Raw genomic sequence first — 17,997 nt, forward strand, 5'->3', positions numbered from 1 at the left:
GAACGCCACCTGTTTCAACGAACCCTCGAACCACAAGACACGTTCGATCACAAGGCTGCGCCTCCTTCGCCGGCGCAGCAACCACCGCGTCCCGTGCCCCACTTGCATGTACTGACCAAGGACCCCAGGACGTCTGGTGGCTCGTCCTCACCCCTGCGTGCGACCTCTACGAGGACCTGCCCGGCGGCGGCAATCGCGCGGCCCAGGCCGAGTACATATGTCTCGCCAAGGCGGTTCCGTTGACCGAAGCACCCTTGATCGCTCGTTGGATCGAGGCCGGATCCCCCGGCAAGGGGAGCCGGGAGCGGAACGCGGCTCTGCAGATGTTCCGCGACAACACGCCCGTTACCGGATTCTGCCCAAGTACCTCGACATCCCGCACCTTTTGGTCGACTTCGAGATCTTGCAGTCTGTTTCGTTGGCAGAGGTCTGCTCGTGGACCCGAGTCGCCACGCTGGACAGCCCGTTCGCCGAGGCCATGCTGACCTCGCACGGGCACACGGTGGCCAGGATCGGCACCCCGGTCGTTGACTTCGAGACGCCACTGACACGAGGTGCGGCTTGTGGACTATCCGTGGACGAGTGGTCGATAACCGACGGGCAAGGTGCCCGTGACCTGCGCACATGGCTGAGGCTGAAGCCCCCTCCGGAGCCGTGTGCGCAGGTTCGAATCCTGCCGGGGGCACCTTGTAGTAGGTGCCTGAAGACCCCGTCACCAGCGGTAACGCTGAGGTCGGGGTCTTCGCGTATGTGCAGCCGTGTGCCGCCCGGAGTTGCCGTATGTCGGGCGCCGCGGACTATGCGTGGGCTGGCCACGGAGCAGAAAACCGCAGGTCGTACCGAGAAAGCGCCGAGGTGTGACTACGTAGGTGGAAGCGGGGCAACGCGGGTCCGCGCAGCAGTGGGCGACGGCGCCCACGCATACGTCCCGAGGCTGATGCGGCGACGCTGCGGTTACACCCTGCGGCAGAGGCAGTGCATACCCTGGCCGGACGAAAGCGATAGGGGACCGCGGAAGCATCAAGGGCACCGCACTGCATCGATGATCGAGGAGCATGCCGTATGCCCACCATTGCTTCCCTCTCCGCCAACGACCCCGCGAGCAAGGGTCACTTACCCGGCCGTCCTCTGGGCCGGACGGTCCCTGGCGTCCCGGGCTGGGCGAGACTCGCAGCCGCAGCGGTTGTCTGGGCATCTCTGCCGTCGGCGTTGTGGCGTCTCGCCGCAGTGCTGGGCATACCGCTCGGCCTGGGACAGTCCGAGTACGACGCGATGCTCATACCCGGCTGGGGCCTACTGGTGCTGCCCCTGCTGTCGCTGGCCCAGGAGGGCTTGGCATGGCTGACACTCGGGCTGGTGCGTCCGTGGGGCGAGGTGTGGCCGCGTTGGCTGCCGTACCTCGGAGGCCGTCCGGTCCCGGTCCTCGCCGCGGTTGTGCCGGCCGCATTCGGCGCAGTCGCCTGCAGCGTCTACGGCGTGCTTTTCGTCTGGACGACCCTGCACGCTGAAATGGACATCACGCCGTGGGGCAACTGGCTCATGACCGCCTGCTATCTGCCCGTGGCGGCCTGGGGGCCGCTGCTCGGCGCGGTAACCGTGCACTACTACAGGCGCCGCACTCACAGGTGAAGGGCGCGAGCAACTCATCCATAGCTGCCGTCTGCGGAACCGAGGCCCTCGGACCGGTGAACCTAAAACCCCGCAAAAATGCCCCGACCAGCTAGTCAGCACCTCCCACACAGCGGGAGAAGCTCAGCCTGACACTCGGGACACCCTGAAAAGGGTGCGTGCATGGTGACGTGGTAATCACCCCCAGCAGCCCAGGACGCCTGCAGTGTGCCGCCGCCGACCTCGATCTCTGCACACCTACGGCACGAGCCGCCCGCAGCAGGGAAACCAGACGGGCGGCTTCGTGGTCATGACGCAACCTTCGCACCGCGACCCAACCGTGCGAAGGCTGCGAGGGCAAAAAACAGTCCCCGGTAGTGCTGCACGTGTCCTGGGGCTTCAGTCGTCACTGTCGCTCCGGTATCGCGCCGGCTTGCCGGGGGCCTAGACCACATCCTGTCCAAGTCACTCCGCCGACTAGACGTCCTTATCGACTTTGCGACTCTTTCGGTGTTATGGCTTATTAATCAGGTTAAGTAGACCATGCGCCGAGTCAATAGGTTTTGGGTAAAATTTCCAGCTCCGCCGCCTTGTGTCGGGGCATCCGCCCCTGTCCCGCAGAGCCCTGAAGACAGAGTCGAGGTGGTGCCCACTCGGAGTGAGCGCGTAGCGCACTCGCGGTGGCCAGCCTGGTCGACGGTCGCGCTCGACGACTCCGGCTCCGTCGAGTTGGGTCAGCCGGTCGGACAGCACGGGTAGGACCGCACTATCCGACCGGTCCGGCCGACTGTTCCGCCGGGTCAGCCGCCTTGCTGGAAAGGGAGGCCCGCGACCACGGATGTTCCGCGCGTGGGGCGGGGGCGGACGGTCCAGGCGGTGGCGAGGTGATCGACGAGGAGCAGGCCCCGGCCGTTCTCGGAGTTCGCGTCCGGGTGGGCCAGTGCGGGTTTGCCGGTGCCGGGGTCGGAGACGGCGAGCCAGTAGTGTCCGTCGGCCGGCCACAGCACGAGTTCGATCAGGTCCTCGTCCTCTCGGCAGGCTCCATGGCGGATGGCGTTGGTGACCAGCTCGGAAGTCAGCAGGCCCAGGTCGTCGCCCAGGTGCGGGCGGAGGGCGTGCGGCAGCGATTCGGCGACGGCGTGGCGGGCCCGTCGTACCGAGGCGGGGTGGGCGGGGAGGTGCCAGTGAATGGGCACCAGGGGGATCTCGGGCATGACGAACTCCAGTGTTGTGTGAGGGGTTTGGGGCTCGCCGGTGGCCTGCCGCCCTGGTCGCGGGCGCACCCGTCCCAGGGCAGGCGGGCGTGCTCGCGCGGTGCGCTTCCGGCATCGCGTTGTGTAACTTGCGCAATACTGACAGTAGAGCAGTAGGGGCCACATTTGCCATGTGGTTCGAAATAATGGCCTCGATGCGGTGAACTTGTGCTTATAGGACTGATTCGGACACCGCACCGTACGGAAGGAACGTCATGCCCCCGAGGACGATCCTCACTCAACGTCAGAAGCGTCTGGGTAGTGAATTGCGCAGGATGCGCACCACGGCCGGCATGTCCGCGGAGTACGCCGCAGGGCTCCTCGGCGTCGACCGGAGCCGAATTTCCAACATGGAGTCCGGACTGCGCGGCATCAACGCAGAACGGCTGCGCACGCTGGCCTGCAACTGTGACTGCACCGACGAGACGTACGTCGATGCCCTCGTCGAGATGGCGGAGCCGAGCCGGGCAGGATGGTGGGAGCGCTACCGGGGCAGCTTGCCCCAGGGTTTACTGGACATCTCCGAAACCGAGGCCTATGCGGTACGTCTGCGGGGCGCGAACACCGTGCACGTGCCGGGGCTGCTCCAGACGTCGGAGCACGCCATGGCCATCTTCCGCGCCGTCGTCCCGCAACTTCCCGAGCATGAGGTCGCTCTCCGTCTGGCCCACCGTTCAGAGCGCCAGAGTGTGATCACCCGCGACAATCCGGTTCCGTACGTGGCGGTGATCCACGAAGCGGCGCTCCGGATGCAGTTCGGGGGACGGGACGTCGCCCGGGGGCAGTTGAAGTATCTGCTGGAAGTCTCCGAACGGGACAACGTCACCGTGCTTGTGCTTCCCTTCGACCAGGGCGCCTTTCCAGGAGCGGGACAGACGGTCGTCTACGCCGAGGGGCCTGTGCGGCAACTCGACACCGTGCAGATCGACAACTCGCATGGGCCGGACTTCCTTCACAGCGACGGCCAACTCGCGAAATACCGTGCCCAGCTCGACTTGTTGGAAGGTCTGGCGCTGTCCCCGGAGCGCTCCCGCGACTTCATCCGCGAGATCGCTCACCAACTATGAGGAGTGGCCACATGGCTGTCATCACCTGGGAAGCCCCGTTCTGCGGCGAGGGAAGTTCCTGCTTCCGCCTCGGTACCGATGCCGACGGCAACGGGTACATAGCTGTCGCCGGTCAGGAGGAGAGCCCTCTCACCGACTCCCTCGAAGCCCTGCGCACCCTCATCGCCGACATCAAAGCCGGTAAGGCCGACCACCTGCTGTAGGGCCCACAGTAACCCCGGCCCTGGGTCAAGTCAGCCGACAGCGGGCTTACGGGCGTTGAGGTTGCAGAGATCGCGGTGGTAGCCGATGTGCGCCTCGTCCATCGGGTGTTCGGGGTCGCGGCGGAGGGGGTGGGGTTCTCTGTCGCCTCTCGTTCCCCTGACCAGGCCGTCGGGGTCGACGTAGATCTCCAAGCCGTCGAAGAGGACGTGGCAGTTGGCGCACAGGCACAGGAGGTTCTGCAGTTCGTCGGGGCCGTGGTGGGGTCTGCCCAGGCCTCTTATGTGCGCGGCCTCGCTGTAGGGACGGTTCAGGCGGCGGAGCGTCGTGTCGCAGATCTGGCACCGGTCGCCCTCCAGCTCCTTGACCTTCCTGGCCAGGGCTTCGTCGCGGACGATGACGGAGCGGGTCGTGTCACGGCGCGGGACGGGGCCGGTCGCCCGCCCGTACTCGTCCGTGCCGGCATCGCTGCTCTCGTCCTCCGACGGGCTCGACAGGCTGCCGGCCGTGGTGTATCCGGCCAGGCCCATTCGCTCGAAGAGGGCCTGGCGGTCGACGTCCTGGAGATACGTCTCGCAGATCGTGGCGATGGCGTCGAGGCGGGTCACCGGGTCTCGGAGGAGACCGGCGGCCTCTTCCTTGAAGCCGGCCTGCGGGTGGTGTGCGTCGAGGATGCTCGTCTTCGGCATCTTCTCGGTCAGCTCGGCCGGTATGCCCTGGACTTCCCACAGGCCGCTGCCCCGGAGATGCCAGACCGGGTACTCCGGTGTGGCCTTCGCGTTGGGGAGGCCGAACTCGACCAGGAGCGGGCCGACCTCGTCCCGGAACTGCGGCCACGGGGTCAGGCGGGGCCGCTCGTCGGCTTCGCGGGATATCGCCCACAGGAGGCTCAACGGCTGGTGGCGGCTGGGTGCCGGGTTCCCGGGGCCGCGGGAGACCTTGAGTCTCCGGAGACGCTCCAGCAGGGCGGCAGGGTTGTGAAACGTCTCTCCGGTCTCCACCACGAAGCCGAGATCGCGCAGGCATCGCGCCACCGTGGCCGCGCCGCCGCTGAAGTCCCCCGCGCGGAGGAATTCGCCCGTGGCGTGCCCGTGGGCGACACCAACGATGGCCTTCGAGTCGTAGCGAAGACCGTCCAGGACCATCTCGTACGACTTGGCTCGCCTGAAGCCGTACTGCTGGAGGAAGTTGTCCCGGCCCAGACTGCGGAACTCTTCGGTCGCCGCGATGACGTCTTCGTACCTGATGTCGCCAAGCCCCATACCCAGAAGGCTAGTCGGACAGTACGACAATCCATGCGACACGGTAGGCGGTGATCGTTGTTGATCAACTTCCCCAAGGGGGTTCGATTCGGTCGATCAGCGGAGAGGGCTTGTCGCGTGGCTGTTCTCAGCCCCGCTGTCTCGTGCTGACGCCTCCGCTCCCCAGTCCCACAGAGCCTGGAGGACAGGGCCGAGGCCGTGTCCGCTCGGGGTGAGCGCGTAGCGCACGCGCGGTGGCCAGCCCGGTCGGCGGTCGCGCTCGACGACTCCGGCCTCGCCGAGCTGTGCCAGCCGGTCGGACAGCACCTTGTCCGACAGCATGGGCAGGGCCGTGCGCAACTCGCTGTAGGAACGGTCGCCGCGCAGCAGTTCGCGAACCACCAGCGTCGTCCAGCGGCCGTGCAAGGCCGCCAGCGTGATCTCCACGGGGCACTCGGGGGTGGGCACGGTGACGTTCGCGCGCGGGTCGTCGGGGAGCCCTGCCGGGTGACCAACCGTTCGGTGAGTCACGAGAACGCCTCCTAACGTGTGGGGCACTTCGATTCTCCCGGACCGGAAGGACGTCTGTCGATCATGCGAGAACTGGCCGGTCGGCCCGAAGAGGTACCCGCGGTGTTCGCCGAGCGGTTCAACAGCGGCGACGCCGCCGCATTGGCGCAGGTCTACGAGGACGCGGCGGTGCTGGTCCCGCAGCCGGGAACACCGGCGACCGGCCCGGACCTGCACGCCGCGAACGGCCGCCTGCAGAAGCTCGGAGTTCCCATCTCGGTCCGTCCGCGGCACGTGTACCGCAGCGGAGACCTGGCGCTGCTGATAGTCGACTGGGTCATCGACGGGAGTGGCCGGGACGGGCAGACCGTGCACGTCGAGGGCACCGCCACCGACATCGCCCGGCGGGGTCCGGACGGCCGTTGGCGGTATGTCATCGACAACCCCTTCGGCACCCGCGCACAGCGGCTCCCCACCGAGGACACCGTGGAACCGGCCTTCTGAGCGAGCACACCGGGAAAACACCGAGGCCCTGGTGGATGCCGGCGGCCTCGGACACGGCCGGTCGGGGTCACTCGTGTTCGCGAAGCAGATCCTCGGTGATCACGCCGGCCGGTGCGGGGTCGGGGTCTCCGCGATCGCCTCCGTCAGCGGCTTGCGCGTCAGGTCCGGGACCTCGCAGTCGGGCGCGGCGTAGCCGACGGGGAAGAGGATGTAGGGGCGTTCGTTGCCGGGGCGCTCGCAGATCTCGGTGAGGAAGCCCATGGGGTTGGGGGTGTGGGTCAGGGTGCTCAGGCCCATCGCGTGCAGGGCGGCGATGAAGAGGCCGCACGCGATGCCCACGCTCTCGTTCACGTAGTAGTTCTTGCGCAGCGAACCGTCCGGCATCGCGGTGCTCTTCTCGGCGAAGCAGACGACGATCCACGGCACGACGTCGAGGAAGCTCTTGTCCGAGTTCGTTTCGAGGCGGGCGAGGGCGGCGCGCCACTCGGGTGGGATGCGGCCGCCCTCGTAGTTGACCCGTTCCTCCTCCTCGGCGGCGAGCCGGATGCGGTGCTTGGTCTCCGCGTCGCCGATCACGGCGAACTTCCAGGGCTGGAGGTGGGCTCCGGAGGGGGCGGTGTTCGCCGCGGCGACGGCGAGGTCGATGCACGCGCGCGGGACCGGTTCGTCGCTGAAGAACCGCACGCTGCGCCGGCGGTCGAGGAACGACACGAAGTCCTTCCCCCGCCGGACCATCTCGGCCTCGTCGTACCGGTCGGGCCGGTAGGGGACGAACGGGTGGGTGTGCTGCCTCACGCCTGCTCCTCGTGGACGGGGAGCCACAGCGTGGGCCACGGGCAGTCGATTAGGCAACAGACTCCGTACATCCTTGTTAATCTGGCAGAGAGTGGGGCGTGAAAGTGCCTCCTGGGTGGCAGATCGGCAGGTGCGGTGGCACGACAGGGGCTCGACCCGCTCGACGGTCGGATGCTGCGGCTGCTTCGGGAGCGTCCGCGTGAGGGGCTGCTGGAGATCGCCCGCCGACTCGGCGTCGCGCGTGGCACGCTGCAGGCGCGGCTCGACCGGCTGACCGCTTCCGGTGTGGTGACCGGCTACGGACCGGACATGGACGTCGCCGCCCTCGGCCACGTGGTCCAGGCGTTCACCACGTTCGAGGTGGACCAGCCGGCCCGCGCGGCCATCGTCGCGCGCCTGCGGGCCGTGCCGCAGATCCTGGAGGCCCATGTCGTGACGGGCCCCGGCGACATCTGGTGCCGCATCGCGGGCACGAGCAACCAGCACGTGCAACAGGTGATCGACCAGGTCCTCGAGGTACCGGGCGTCCGCCGCAGTACGACGGTCATCGCGCTGAGTCCGGTCATCCCCTACCGGGTCCAGCCCTTGGTCGACGAGGTGGCCGGCCTGTCGGAGAATCCGGAGGCACGCGGCTGACCGACGGCCGGGGTCCGTTCCTCGTGTCTCTGCGTGCTCTTCTCGCAGGTCAGTGCGCCCGGCGCCGCTCGCGCTCGCCGGATCGCGAAGGTCGGCCGGGTGGTGGCGCCGTGGAAGTGTGACGGTTCGGGCGTCGCAGGACCGCAGCCAGCCGGGCACGGCAGGCGCATACTGGGGGCAATGACAAAGTCTGCCGCACCCAAGCGCCATTTGCCCACGAGCCCCTTCAAGGCCCCGGTCACGCCGCCTGCCAAGGAGTTCGCCGTGGGCGACCAGGTCACACACGACATGTACGGCCTCGGCCGGGTCGTCGGTATCGAGGAGGGGATCGCCGCGGTCGTGAACTTCGGCTCGGAGGAACGACGGATCCTGAGCCCGTACTCCAAGATGACCAAGCTGTAGGACCGCCGTGCCCGGTCACGGCACGCCGGGTCCCGCCGGGATCCGTAACGAATGGGAGTTCCCTCATCGATCTGACCTCGCAGTTCTCCGCCCTGGAAGGGGCGCCTCGCCCCGCTTCCGCGGCAGCGCCGCCTCCGGCGACACATCCCTTCCACGCCCCGGACTTCGGGGACGACTGGTCCTTCGGCCCGGACGACGGTCCGGGATCGGTCCCGGACGCGGGTGTGGCGCGGCCCAAGGCGGCCGGCCGCCGTTCGTGACGGTGGTCCGGCGGTGCCGGACGTGACCGGGCTCACCCACTGGAAAGCGGGTGAGCCCGGTCACGTGTCGGTGACGTCAGGGACGCGCAGAGCGCGGACGCGGGGTCGGTTCGGTTCGGTTCGGTTCGCGTACGGTCGTCTCCTCGGGCAGTCCGGTTGCCCGTCCCTCGGTGAGGGGCTTGCCCGTGGCGGTCTCGTCGTGGAAGGTCGCGGTGGCCGTCAGGCGCCCCGCTTGATCTGCGTGAGGATGGACTCGTCAGTGATGTCGGCATCGGCGGCCAGCAGGAAGGCTTTACTGAGGATGAGGGAGAGCCGGTCGTCCTCGAAGGGCAGGTACGGATCGGGGGTGCCCCGGCGGTGTCCTGCCGGGACGATGCACAGGTAGCTGTCGTCCGGCTCCATCAGGATGTTGGCCGAGAGCAGGTGGATCTTGTACGTGCGCAGGTCGCCGCGGACCAGCAGGAAGCGGCCGTCGAGGGTGCACCGGTCGGCGATCTTCAGTCGGGGCAGGAGCCGTTCCAGCGCGTCGCGGCGTGTCACGGCGCTCTCGTTCAGCTCACCGAACCCGGCCCGTTCCCAGTAGGCGCGCTCGGGGCCTCCGTCGGTCCAGTCGGGGTCGGCGGCGATCGAGGTCACGCCGACGAAGAGGTCCACGTCGCGCATCGCCTCGCTGAACACCAGCGGGGGCACGTCGGAGAGCGGTGCCTCGCGCCAGGCGCCGTCCACGCGGTGGTCGAAACGCACTCGGCCGGTCGAGGCCAGTTCGTCGTCGCCCGCCCGGTCGGACCAGGTGTGGTGGAAGCGGACCCGCCACTCCCCCGCCGCCAGGGTCCTCTCGGCCTCGTCACCGTCCCCGTCGTCCCAGGGGCCGAGCAGTCGGCTCGTCCATCCCCGGGCCCGGAACAGGGCGAACATCCTGCGGTAGTGGACGAGGTGCGCGGCGAAGCGGTTGGAGTGGACGCGGGTCCGTTCCTCGGCCGGGGTGAGGAGGTAGATCTCGCGGAACGCCTGCTTGAAGGGCTGTCGTATGCGGCGCTCGGTGAGCAGGTTCCGCCAGGTGCGCACGGTTTCGGGTTCCGAGCGGAGCGGGTGCCAGAGTCGTACGGGGGTGTCGTCGGGTGCGTCGGGGAGGTGCTCGTCCGTTTCGGGCAGTACGGTCCGCCACTCGTCGGGGGCCACCTCGATCTCCCAGATCAGGCGGCGTACGAGGGTCCGGGCCAGGGGGTGGTCGGCCAGCTCGGTGCGCCACCGGCCGTACGGGTGGGTGGTGTCGAGGACGAAGCCGCCCTCCAGGGCGCGTACCAGGGTGGCGAGTTGGGCGTTCACTCGCTTCACCAGGTCGCGCAGCTCCTTCACCAGGGCGGTGTGGTCGCGGCGGACCGCTGCCGGGACGCCGCGCAGTGGGCGGCCGTCCTTCTCCCAGGTCAGTGTCGCGGTCTCGGTGACCGTGACGACGGCCCGGTGGTCGCCGGCCGGGCGGCGCAGGACTCCTTCGTCGTCGAAGTCCAGTCTCGGCAGCCGCAGGGCCACTTCGGTGCGCTCGGCCAGGGCCGCGTCGATCTTCTTGAGCATCTTGTCGAGTTGTCTGGGGACCCCGGCGTGCCGGACGGTCCGGCGTACGGTGCGGATCGCGGTGGCCAGCTCGGGCGTCGGGAAGGACTGTGCGGCGCGGACCACCTCGTACAGCAGGGCCTGCGACGGGAGGGTCCTCGCCGCCGTCGGGGCGAGGGCGACGCCGGGCAGCAGCCGCTCGAACAGCTCCGGCAGCCAGGGCTCGTCGCGCAGCAGCGCCACCCGCAGGGCCTGTCCGAGCGAGGTGACCTCCCGGTCCGTGAACGCCTTGTCCGCCCGGTAGGGGATCTCGCCCGCCCGGATCGCGTCGGTGCGGTCGGCGGCCGCTTCCAGCGCGCGGCGGGCGAAGGCCACGTACTCGGGGATGTCGGCCGCCCCGTGCCAGGCGTGCGCGAGCGGCGATTCGAACCTGTCGTCCCGGTCGATCGCGGACAGCAGTGTCTGTTCGGCCGGGGTGAGGCGGGCGATGACGGCCATCTCGTCCGCGACGATGGGGCCCACGTCGTCGGAGAGGCGTTCCACGGCCGCGCGCAGTGTCCCGTCGCCGGCGAGACCCGCGACCGCGAGCAGCGTGTACGGCTGACGGACGGTGTCCTTCTCCAGCCAGAACCCGACCAGGGCACGGGCGGGTTCGGACACGTCGGGCCGCGGCCCCGTACAGTGTTCCAGTGCGTCGAGCCCCAGGGTGAGGTCCGCCCAGCCGCGCTCCTCGCACCTGGCGGCGAGCACCTCGAACATCCGGCGGCACGCGTCGGGCGTATAGCGCGGCTGTCGTTCCCCGACCGCCTCCCCGATCGCGAAGCGGGCCGTCCGCATGGCGTGTGTGGCCGGGGCGTTCACGTCGTGGGCCGCCACGAGCAGGTCTCCGAGCTCCTCGTCGGAGACCTGCGCCATGTCGGGGCGCCCGTGGTCGGGTGCGCAGTCCGGGTCGGTCAGTGCGCGCATCAGCCGCGCGGCGAGGGTCATCGCGCGCCTCGCTGGATCTGGCGGAGGATCTGGGCGTCGTACGGCATGCCGGAATGGTGGCAGAGGGGACTGACAACCCGGTCAGCTCGGAGGGTCCTGGCCGGTTGCCGGCCGGCGGGACCTGCCGGGGGATTCCTTCCCTTCGTACCGCCTCACGCGCGTTCCGGCCAGGTCGCCGTCACCAGCCAGTAGTGGGCCGTGAGGCGTACGCCCTCCTTCGTCTCGTACGTGCGGAAGGCGTCGGTGGCGGCCTGGCGGGCGCTGTCGACGTCCTCGGGATCCGCGTCGCGCAGCCAGTGGCGCATCGGGCCCCAGCCGAAGAGGAACTCGGTGGCGTCGGTCGCGTCCGTGCCCCATCCTTGCGGCACTTCGAGTGGGGTGACGGTGATCGCGTCGTAGCCGGCTTCGCCCAGGACGTGCCGGGTGCGTGCCGGGTCGGCGAAGGCGGTGGGGCCCGTCTCCGTCTTCTCGGAGAAGTCGGGCAGGGTGACGTGCTCGGCCACCGCCGCGAAGATCACTGACTGGTCCAGGCGGTCGAAGGGCTGCGGGCAGACGAAGGCCAGCCGTCCGCCCGGACGCAGGGCGCGTCCGATGTTGGCGAACGCGGCGATCGGGTCGGCGAAGAACATGATGCCGAAGCGGCTCAGGGCGACGTCGAAGGACGCGGGCTCGAACGGGTGCACCTGGGCGTCGGCCTGGAGGTAGGAGACGTTGGTGAGGCGGTCCGCGGCGGTGCTCGCGCGGGCCCGTTCCAGCATGGGCGCGGACAGGTCGACGCCGACGGCGTGGTCCGCGGTGCGGGCGGCCAGGCGGGTCAGGTGTCCGTTGCCGCAGCCGATGTCCAGGACGCCGTCCGTGTCCCGGATGCGGGCGGCGGACAGGAGCGGGGCGTTGGTGGGGTCGTTGAGGGCGTCGTAGCGCGACTGGTGGTCGGCCCAGTGCCGGCCTTCGTAGCCGTTCCACGCCTCGGACTGGTGGGTGTTCGCGATCCGGTTGTCGGCCATACGGCACATGGTGCCCTGCGAGGGCGTTCTGCGGGGCCCGTCGGCACGCTCGCACGACTGCGATCGTTCGTCCGGTGCGATCGTTCGTCCGGGCTCGCGTCGGAGGCGGTCGAGGGGTGAGGAGGTGGTACGGCCGCCGCGGGCCGGATGTGGAAGGGTGGTCCTCCGGTGGGAAGTACGTCGGCTTACGGCGGGGCCCGGGCTCCGCGGTGGAACGGGGGTGGGCATGGCCCTGGTCATGTGTCCGCTGTGCAGCGACGACGAGGACATCGAGGTCGTCCGGATCCTGGAGGGCGGGGGCCGGGTCGTCCGGCACCGGTGCGGCTACGAGTGGGAGCACGCGGTGCCCGCCGCCCCGAAGAGGGAACGGACGCCCCGCTCCTTCTCCTTCGACGAGCTCGCGGCGCGCTTCCCGAAGGCCGAGGACGTCGAACCCGGCAGGCTGGAGCACGTGGCCGGGCTCAAGGAGCGGTATCTCGCCGTACGGCCGGACTTCGATCCCCGGGTCGCGGCCTACTGGGCGGAGTACCAGGAGATCTTCTCCCCGGACGGGTTGCGCGCGTGCGATCCGAGGCGTCTGAAGGACTTCGCCAACTCCGAGGTCGGCGCCCGCCCCGGCAACCAGGCCACCTTCAACTCCGCCTGGAACAGCATGGGTGACACCGCCGCCGGGGAGGCGACCCGCGAGACGATCGCGTACCTCCTGTACGGGCCCGACGACATACCGCTCGGGGACAGGCTGCACCATCTGCTGGCCGGAAGCGTGCCGTTCGCCATGACCGGGTTCAAGGAAGCCCTGCTCACACGGGTGTTGTGCGTGGTGGAGCCCGAGCGGTATCTGACGATCCTCAAGTACACGACGGAGGCGGGCGGCAAGCGCGAGATCGCGCGGAAGGTCTACGGGCTGGAGCTGCCGGCGCCGGAGTCGGTGAACTGGACGCTCGGGCGGCTCATCCTCTGGAGCAACGACCTGCTGCGTTCCCTGGTCGGCGAGGGGTTCGCCAACCAGCAGCACGCCGCCGCGTTCCTGTGGTGGGCGAAGGACCAGCCCGCCGCCGCACCCTCCCGGTGAGGGACCGAGGTCAGCCGCCCGTTCCGCCCGCGGTCCCGGGGGTCCGGGATCCGACAGCTGTCTCCGCCCTCGTCGGCGCGGTGGCCGTCGCCTCCGCGCTCGGGGTGGCCGTCGACGTGATCTCGATGCGGTCGCCCGTCCGCGCCCGGGTGTAGAACCACTCCGCGTCCGTGGGGCTCATGCCCAGCCAGCCCGTCTCCGCGGAGAGGGCGGCGAGCGCCTTGGTGTCGAAGGCGAGGGCGCCCGCGTAGACCGGCTGCCGGTCGGGGGTGCGCAGCTCCACCAGGTAGGGGACCTTGACCGCCTTGCCGGACCTGGCGGCGCCCTCCAACGGCAGCGTCTTGAGGTCGGCCTTGGCCGTCACCGTCATCCGGCTGCCGGGCGGGAAGCGGCGGAAGGAGTGCGAGTCGACGCGCATGACGCGCTCGCCTACCGTGAGGGTGTGACGGCCCAGGTCCAGGACGCCGTCGGAGGCGGGGACCGGGGTCGCCGTGGTGGGGGCGGGGGTGCGGGCGTCCGGTGCCGCGGCCGGGGTACGGCCGTTCCGGTCGTGTTCCCCGGTGTGCAGGGTGAACGCGACGGCCGTCAGCACGCAGGCCGCCGTGGCCGCCGTGCCGAGCGCGACGGTCGCCCTGCGGCGGCGGGAGCGGCGCCGGGCACGGTCGCGGACCTCCGCGGCGCCGACGCGCGGCGGGGTCTCGTGCCGTGCGGCCAACTCGCGCAAGGCACCGGCGAGTTCATCCGACACGGCCGCTCTCCCTCCAGGCCGGCTCCTCGGCCTCGTCCACCGCCAGGTGTCTGGCCAGTGCCGCCCGTCCGCGGGACAGCCTGGCCTTGACCGTGCCCACGGGTGCACCTGTTTCGGAGGCTACCTGTTCGACGCTGAGGTCGCACAGGTGGTGCAGGACGACGGCCATGCGCTGCTGCTCCGGCAGTTGGCGCAGCGCGGCGACCAGGGCGGTGCGGTCGGGGCCCGGTCCGGGGGTCGTCTCCTGCGGCGGGGTGTGCCGCACCAGTTCCAGCCAGCGTCTCGCACGGCGCCAGCGGCTCACCGCGAGGCGCATGGCGACGGTGCGCACCCACGCCTCGGGCGCCTCGTCGGCGAGCAGCTTCCGACGCCGGTCCCAGGCCCGTACGAACGCCTCCTGGACCACGTCCTGGGCCTCCCCGAGGTCCCCGGTGAAGGCGTACAACTGCCCGGTCAGACGGGGGAACGCGGTCGCGTAGAAAGCGTCGAACTCTTCCTCGGTCATGCCCTCCACCGGTGTCTCGGATGCCCCGTGCAACCCGGCCGTCCCCGCTGCGTACAGGTTTCGCACCCATCGAAGCACACCGTTCCGCGTCGGCGAGCGGGAGCGTCGGGCCATTCGTGACGTTTTGCACATACGGGCTACGGCCGGGTAACTCGTCGGCTCCGCCCGCGCGTTGAGGGGTGTGTCTCCCGTCACTCGCCTGGTATAGCGCGGCAAAACGGACATGCCCGTGATTCAACAATGGTCTGGTCGCATGTCGTACAGAACACTCGTAACCGCCCCCAGTACGACAGTTCGGACCAAAGAGAGCATGCGCGGCCATGACCCACTCCCCCGAAACGCCTGAAGTACCCATACGCCCGTACGCGGTTACCGCCGCCGAGGTCGTTCCCGGTGACCTGTTCGCCCTGTCCCGCGAGGACGCGGTGCGGCACCGGTGGCACGTCGTGACGCACACACTGCCCGAGGGCCCAGAGGTGATCCGGGTCACGCTGCGACCGCCGCTCGGCGGGGTGGACCACGAGGAGACGCTGCGCCGCGACCAGCGGGTGACCGTCGCCGGGCGGCGGCTGGACGTGGCCGCGGTCCCGCGGGTGAGCTCGCCGGTCCTCGACGACGTGGAGTTCCGGGACGGGGACCGGGTGCGCACCCTGCGCGCCGTCGATCCGGAGGCCGAGGAGGTGACGTACGTCCGCCGCTGGGGCGCCTGGCACGCCGACGGTGAGGGCGCGGCCGGGCCGGTGTCCGACGCCGAGGTGCGCCGGTGGGCCGCCGGGGCCGACCGGGAGGGCGACGTCGTACGGCACGAACCGCGCCCCGTGCGGGCGGCGGAGGCGGCCGGGGTGCGGCGGGTGGTCGTCACCGGGCTCGGTGCCGTCACCCCGCTGGGCGTCGGTGCGGGCGAGTTGTGGCAGGGGCTGCTCGAAGGGCGGCACGGCATACGGGAGTTGACGGGCGAGGAGTTCGACGGGCTGCCGGTGCGGATCGCCGGGACCGTGCCGGTGGACCCGGCCGGACTGCTGCCCCGCCAGGCGGCGCGGCGGATGAACCGGGCCGCGCAGTTCGCCGTGCTGGCGGCGCGGGAGGCGTGGGCCGACGCGGGGTACGCGGACGGCGGTACGCGCGAGAGCGGGCTCGATCCGGAGCGGGTCGGGGTGAGCCTCGGCGCCATCCTCGGGGACGCGTCGGTGCTGGTCGGCGGGGACCGGAGGCTGCGGGAGAAGGGGCCGCGCGGTGTCTCACCGCTGACCCCGCCGATGACGGTGCCCTCGCAGGCGGCCTCGCAGGTCTCCCTCGACCTGCACATCACCGGCGAGGCGCGCACCGTGACCAGCGCGTGCGCCTCCGGGACCGAGGCGATCGGGCAGGCCGTCGACCGCATCCGGTACGGGCGGGTCGACGTCGCCCTCGCGGGCGGTGCCGAGGCGGTCGTGACGCCGACGATCATGGCGTCCTTCGCGGCGATGCGGGCGCTGGCGGAGGGCGACCCGTCCGTGGGCTCGCCGTCGCACCCGTTCGCCAAGGACCGCGACGGGTTCGTCAACGGGGAGGGGGCGGGGGTGCTCGTCCTGGAGTCCGAGGAGCACGCGCGCGCCCGTGGGGCCCGTGTCTACTGCGAGGCCGCCGGGTGGGGGCTGTCCGCCGACGCCCACCACGTCGCGGCGCCGGATCCGTCCGGCGACGGCATCGCGCTCGCGCTGCGGCGGGCCGTGCGGGACGCGGGGGGCCGGGTGGCGGACGTCGTCCACGTCAACGCGCACGCCACCGCCACGGTCGACGGCGATCTCGCGGAGGCCCGCGCGCTGCGGGGCGTGCTCGGGCGGCGGGACGTGCCGGTCACGGCCCTGAAGGGGCACCTGGGGCACCTTCAGGGGGCCGCGGGCGGGGTGGAGGCGGTCGCCGCGGTGCTCACGCTGCACCACCGGGTGGTGCCGGCGACGGTGGGCTGCGGGGAGGTCGACGACGCGATCGACCTGGACGTGGTGCGGGGGGAACCGCGGGCGCTGCCGGACGGCGGTGACCTGGTGCTGAGCAACTCGTTCGGGTTCGGCGGGCACAACGCGGTGCTGGCGCTGAGGCGGGTGGCGTAGCGCGGGGCCGGCGGGTGGCGCGGAGTCGGCGGGCGGCGCGGAGCCGATGACGGGCGCGGAGCCTGCGGGCGGCGCGGGCGGCTGGCACGGTGCCCGCACACGCCGCCCTCTTGGTGCCCGCATGGCACCCCCCTCGCGGGTGCCCGCGTGGGCGGCCTCGTAGCGCCCACACGCGCCGCCCACACAGCCGCCCTCACGGCACCCGCATGGCAAGCACCCCCGCGGCAGCCTCGTACCGCCCACACGCGCCGCCCACACAGCCGCCCTCACGGCGCCCGTATGGCAGGGCACCCCCGCGGCACCCGCGTACCGCCCGCGCGGGCAGCCTCGTAGCGCCCGCGCGCCGCTCTCGTAGCGCCCTCGCGGTGCCCGCGCTCCGCCCGCGCGGCGCCGACGTGACGCCGGCGTGCGGGCCGTCCGCTCCGCCGTGGGTCAGGCCGAGCGTTTGCGGGACGGTGTCCTCGCCTCCGGGTTCTTCTTCGAGGGGGCCTTCTTCGAGGAGGTCTTCCCGGCCGTGCTCCCTGCCGCGCTCTTCGCCGCCGTCTTCTTCTTCTCGGCCTGGCTCGTCTTCGACGTCGACTTGCGCGCCGGGGACGCCGTCTTCTTCTCCGCCTTCGACGTGGACTTCCTGCCGCCGGTCTCCTTCGGGGACGAGCGGGACGCCCTGCGCCGCGGCAACCGCTCGACCCCGGCCTCCTCGTCCGGCTCGCCGCGGACCGCGCGGACGCTCCGCTCCAGGGCCGTCGTCAGGTCCAGGACCTCGACGCCGCGCTCCGGTTCGGGCACCTCGGGCAGGGCCTCGCCGGAGATCTTGGCGGCGACGACCTGCTCCACCGCCTCGCGGTACTCGTCGCGCAGGTCCTCCAGGCCGACCTCGCTGAGGGCGTCCACCAGGTCGTCCGCGAGGTTCAGCTCCTTGTCGTGGAGGGTGACGTCCGCGTCGGGGGCGATCCCTTCGGGGGCGCGGACCTCGTCCGGCCAGAGCAGACCGTGCAGGGCGATCGCCTCGCCGACCACGCGGAGCATGCCCAGGCGCTCCCTGCCCCGCAGCGCGAACTTCGCGATGGCCACCCTGTTGCCGCGCTTCAGGGCCTCCCGCAGGAGCGTGTACGGCCTGGCGGCCGGCGCCCTGCCCGCCGCCAGGTAGTACGCGGCGCTCATCTGGAGCGGGTCGATGCTGTCCTCGGGGACGAAGGTGACGATCTCGATCGTCCTGGCGGTGGGGATCGGCAGATGGGCCAGGTCCTCGTCGGTGATCGGGATGATCGTGCCGTCCGCCTCCTCGTAGCCCCTGCTGATCTCCTGAGCGGTGACCTCCCGGTCCTCCAGCTCGCAGAACTTGCGGTGGCGGATCCGGCCGCCGTCCTCCGTGTGGATCTCACGGAAGGGGACCGCGTGGCTCTCGGTGGCGTTCACGAGCTTGATCGGGATCCTGACCAGGCCGAACGAGATCACGCCGTTCCAGATGGATCTCATGTGCAGCACCTTTCCGGTCCGGCCGTCCGCCGATCACAGTCGGAGCGTTTGTCATACTTTGCACGAGATTTCCATCTTATGGCGTTC

General features: G+C 70.6%; 18 protein-coding genes. 8 read left to right on the forward strand and 10 right to left on the reverse strand.

Annotated features, from left to right (window positions below; translation table 11 throughout):
• Positions 1-1,062 precede the first annotated feature (1,062 nt).
• Positions 1,063-1,629 (forward strand): hypothetical protein, encoded by a 567-nt coding sequence (locus tag ACZ62B_RS04400; RefSeq protein ID WP_469689268.1) that lies wholly within the window; start codon positions 1,063-1,065, stop codon positions 1,627-1,629.
• Positions 1,630-2,121: 492 nt separating this feature from the next.
• Here ACZ62B_RS04400 and ACZ62B_RS04405 read toward each other — a convergent pair whose 3' ends face one another.
• Both ACZ62B_RS04405 and ACZ62B_RS04410 read right to left on the reverse strand, forming a co-directional pair.
• Positions 2,122-2,361, reverse strand: coding sequence for a winged helix-turn-helix transcriptional regulator (locus ACZ62B_RS04405; RefSeq protein ID WP_469689269.1), 240 nt, complete (start codon positions 2,359-2,361; stop codon positions 2,122-2,124).
• Positions 2,362-2,408: 47 nt separating this feature from the next.
• A complete protein-coding gene (locus tag ACZ62B_RS04410) occupies positions 2,409-2,822 on the reverse strand; it encodes an ATP-binding protein (RefSeq protein ID WP_469689270.1) in 414 nt (137 codons plus the stop codon).
• Between the two features lie 254 nt (positions 2,823-3,076).
• Here ACZ62B_RS04410 and ACZ62B_RS04415 point away from each other — a divergent pair, with 254 nt between their 5' ends.
• Entirely contained in the window at positions 3,077-3,928 is an 852-nt protein-coding gene (locus ACZ62B_RS04415; protein WP_469689271.1) for a helix-turn-helix domain-containing protein, read from the forward strand.
• 11 nt (positions 3,929-3,939) lie between these two features.
• Positions 3,940-4,131, forward strand: a complete 192-nt coding sequence (locus ACZ62B_RS04420) for a hypothetical protein (RefSeq protein WP_468719301.1) — start codon at positions 3,940-3,942, stop codon at positions 4,129-4,131.
• A 30-nt stretch (positions 4,132-4,161) separates the two neighbouring features.
• On the opposite strand, the gene ACZ62B_RS04425 is transcribed toward ACZ62B_RS04420, so the two are convergent.
• Entirely contained in the window at positions 4,162-5,391 is a 1,230-nt protein-coding gene (locus ACZ62B_RS04425; protein ID WP_469689272.1) for an HNH endonuclease, read from the reverse strand.
• 96 nt (positions 5,392-5,487) lie between these two features.
• Entirely contained in the window at positions 5,488-5,901 is a 414-nt protein-coding gene (locus ACZ62B_RS04430) for a winged helix-turn-helix transcriptional regulator (RefSeq protein WP_469689273.1), read from the reverse strand.
• Between the two features lie 63 nt (positions 5,902-5,964).
• Between ACZ62B_RS04430 and ACZ62B_RS04435 the strand changes: the two genes are divergently transcribed.
• A complete protein-coding gene (locus ACZ62B_RS04435; protein ID WP_344568830.1) occupies positions 5,965-6,384 on the forward strand; it encodes a YybH family protein in 420 nt (139 codons plus the stop codon).
• A 99-nt stretch (positions 6,385-6,483) separates the two neighbouring features.
• On the opposite strand, the gene ACZ62B_RS04440 is transcribed toward ACZ62B_RS04435, so the two are convergent.
• A complete protein-coding gene (locus ACZ62B_RS04440; RefSeq protein WP_469689274.1) occupies positions 6,484-7,179 on the reverse strand; it encodes a nitroreductase family protein in 696 nt (231 codons plus the stop codon).
• Between the two features lie 135 nt (positions 7,180-7,314).
• Here ACZ62B_RS04440 and ACZ62B_RS04445 point away from each other — a divergent pair, with 135 nt between their 5' ends.
• Entirely contained in the window at positions 7,315-7,815 is a 501-nt protein-coding gene (locus ACZ62B_RS04445) for an Lrp/AsnC family transcriptional regulator (protein ID WP_344568834.1), read from the forward strand.
• Between the two features lie 180 nt (positions 7,816-7,995).
• Positions 7,996-8,217, forward strand: a complete 222-nt coding sequence (locus ACZ62B_RS04450; protein WP_344568843.1) for a CarD family transcriptional regulator — start codon at positions 7,996-7,998, stop codon at positions 8,215-8,217.
• Between the two features lie 479 nt (positions 8,218-8,696).
• Here ACZ62B_RS04450 and ACZ62B_RS04455 read toward each other — a convergent pair whose 3' ends face one another.
• Entirely contained in the window at positions 8,697-11,015 is a 2,319-nt protein-coding gene (locus tag ACZ62B_RS04455; RefSeq protein WP_469689275.1) for a DUF4132 domain-containing protein, read from the reverse strand.
• Positions 11,016-11,167: 152 nt separating this feature from the next.
• Positions 11,168-12,019 (reverse strand): class I SAM-dependent methyltransferase, encoded by an 852-nt coding sequence (locus ACZ62B_RS04460; RefSeq protein ID WP_469689276.1) that lies wholly within the window; start codon positions 12,017-12,019, stop codon positions 11,168-11,170.
• Between the two features lie 226 nt (positions 12,020-12,245).
• On the opposite strand from ACZ62B_RS04460, the gene ACZ62B_RS04465 reads away from it, so the two are divergent.
• Positions 12,246-13,091: a hypothetical protein gene (locus ACZ62B_RS04465; protein ID WP_468719307.1), complete on the forward strand. Its 846-nt coding sequence runs from the start codon at positions 12,246-12,248 to the stop codon at positions 13,089-13,091.
• 10 nt (positions 13,092-13,101) lie between these two features.
• On the opposite strand, the gene ACZ62B_RS04470 is transcribed toward ACZ62B_RS04465, so the two are convergent.
• Positions 13,102-13,839, reverse strand: a complete 738-nt coding sequence (locus ACZ62B_RS04470) for a hypothetical protein (protein ID WP_469689277.1) — start codon at positions 13,837-13,839, stop codon at positions 13,102-13,104.
• On the reverse strand, positions 13,829-14,344 hold the full coding sequence (locus tag ACZ62B_RS04475) for a SigE family RNA polymerase sigma factor (protein WP_468879987.1): 516 nt from the start codon (positions 14,342-14,344) through the stop codon (positions 13,829-13,831). Before ACZ62B_RS04475 ends, ACZ62B_RS04470 begins: the two co-directional genes overlap by 11 nt.
• 320 nt (positions 14,345-14,664) lie before the next feature.
• Here ACZ62B_RS04475 and ACZ62B_RS04480 point away from each other — a divergent pair, with 320 nt between their 5' ends.
• On the forward strand, positions 14,665-16,434 hold the full coding sequence (locus tag ACZ62B_RS04480) for a beta-ketoacyl-[acyl-carrier-protein] synthase family protein (protein WP_469689278.1): 1,770 nt from the start codon (positions 14,665-14,667) through the stop codon (positions 16,432-16,434).
• A 432-nt stretch (positions 16,435-16,866) separates the two neighbouring features.
• Here the strand turns inward: ACZ62B_RS04480 and ku are convergent, their stop codons facing one another.
• A complete protein-coding gene (gene ku / locus ACZ62B_RS04485) occupies positions 16,867-17,910 on the reverse strand; it encodes a non-homologous end joining protein Ku (RefSeq protein WP_469689279.1) in 1,044 nt (347 codons plus the stop codon).
• Between the last annotated feature and the right edge of the window lie 87 nt (positions 17,911-17,997).

It is taken from the genome of Streptomyces sp. NPDC053426 (assembly GCF_055585405.1).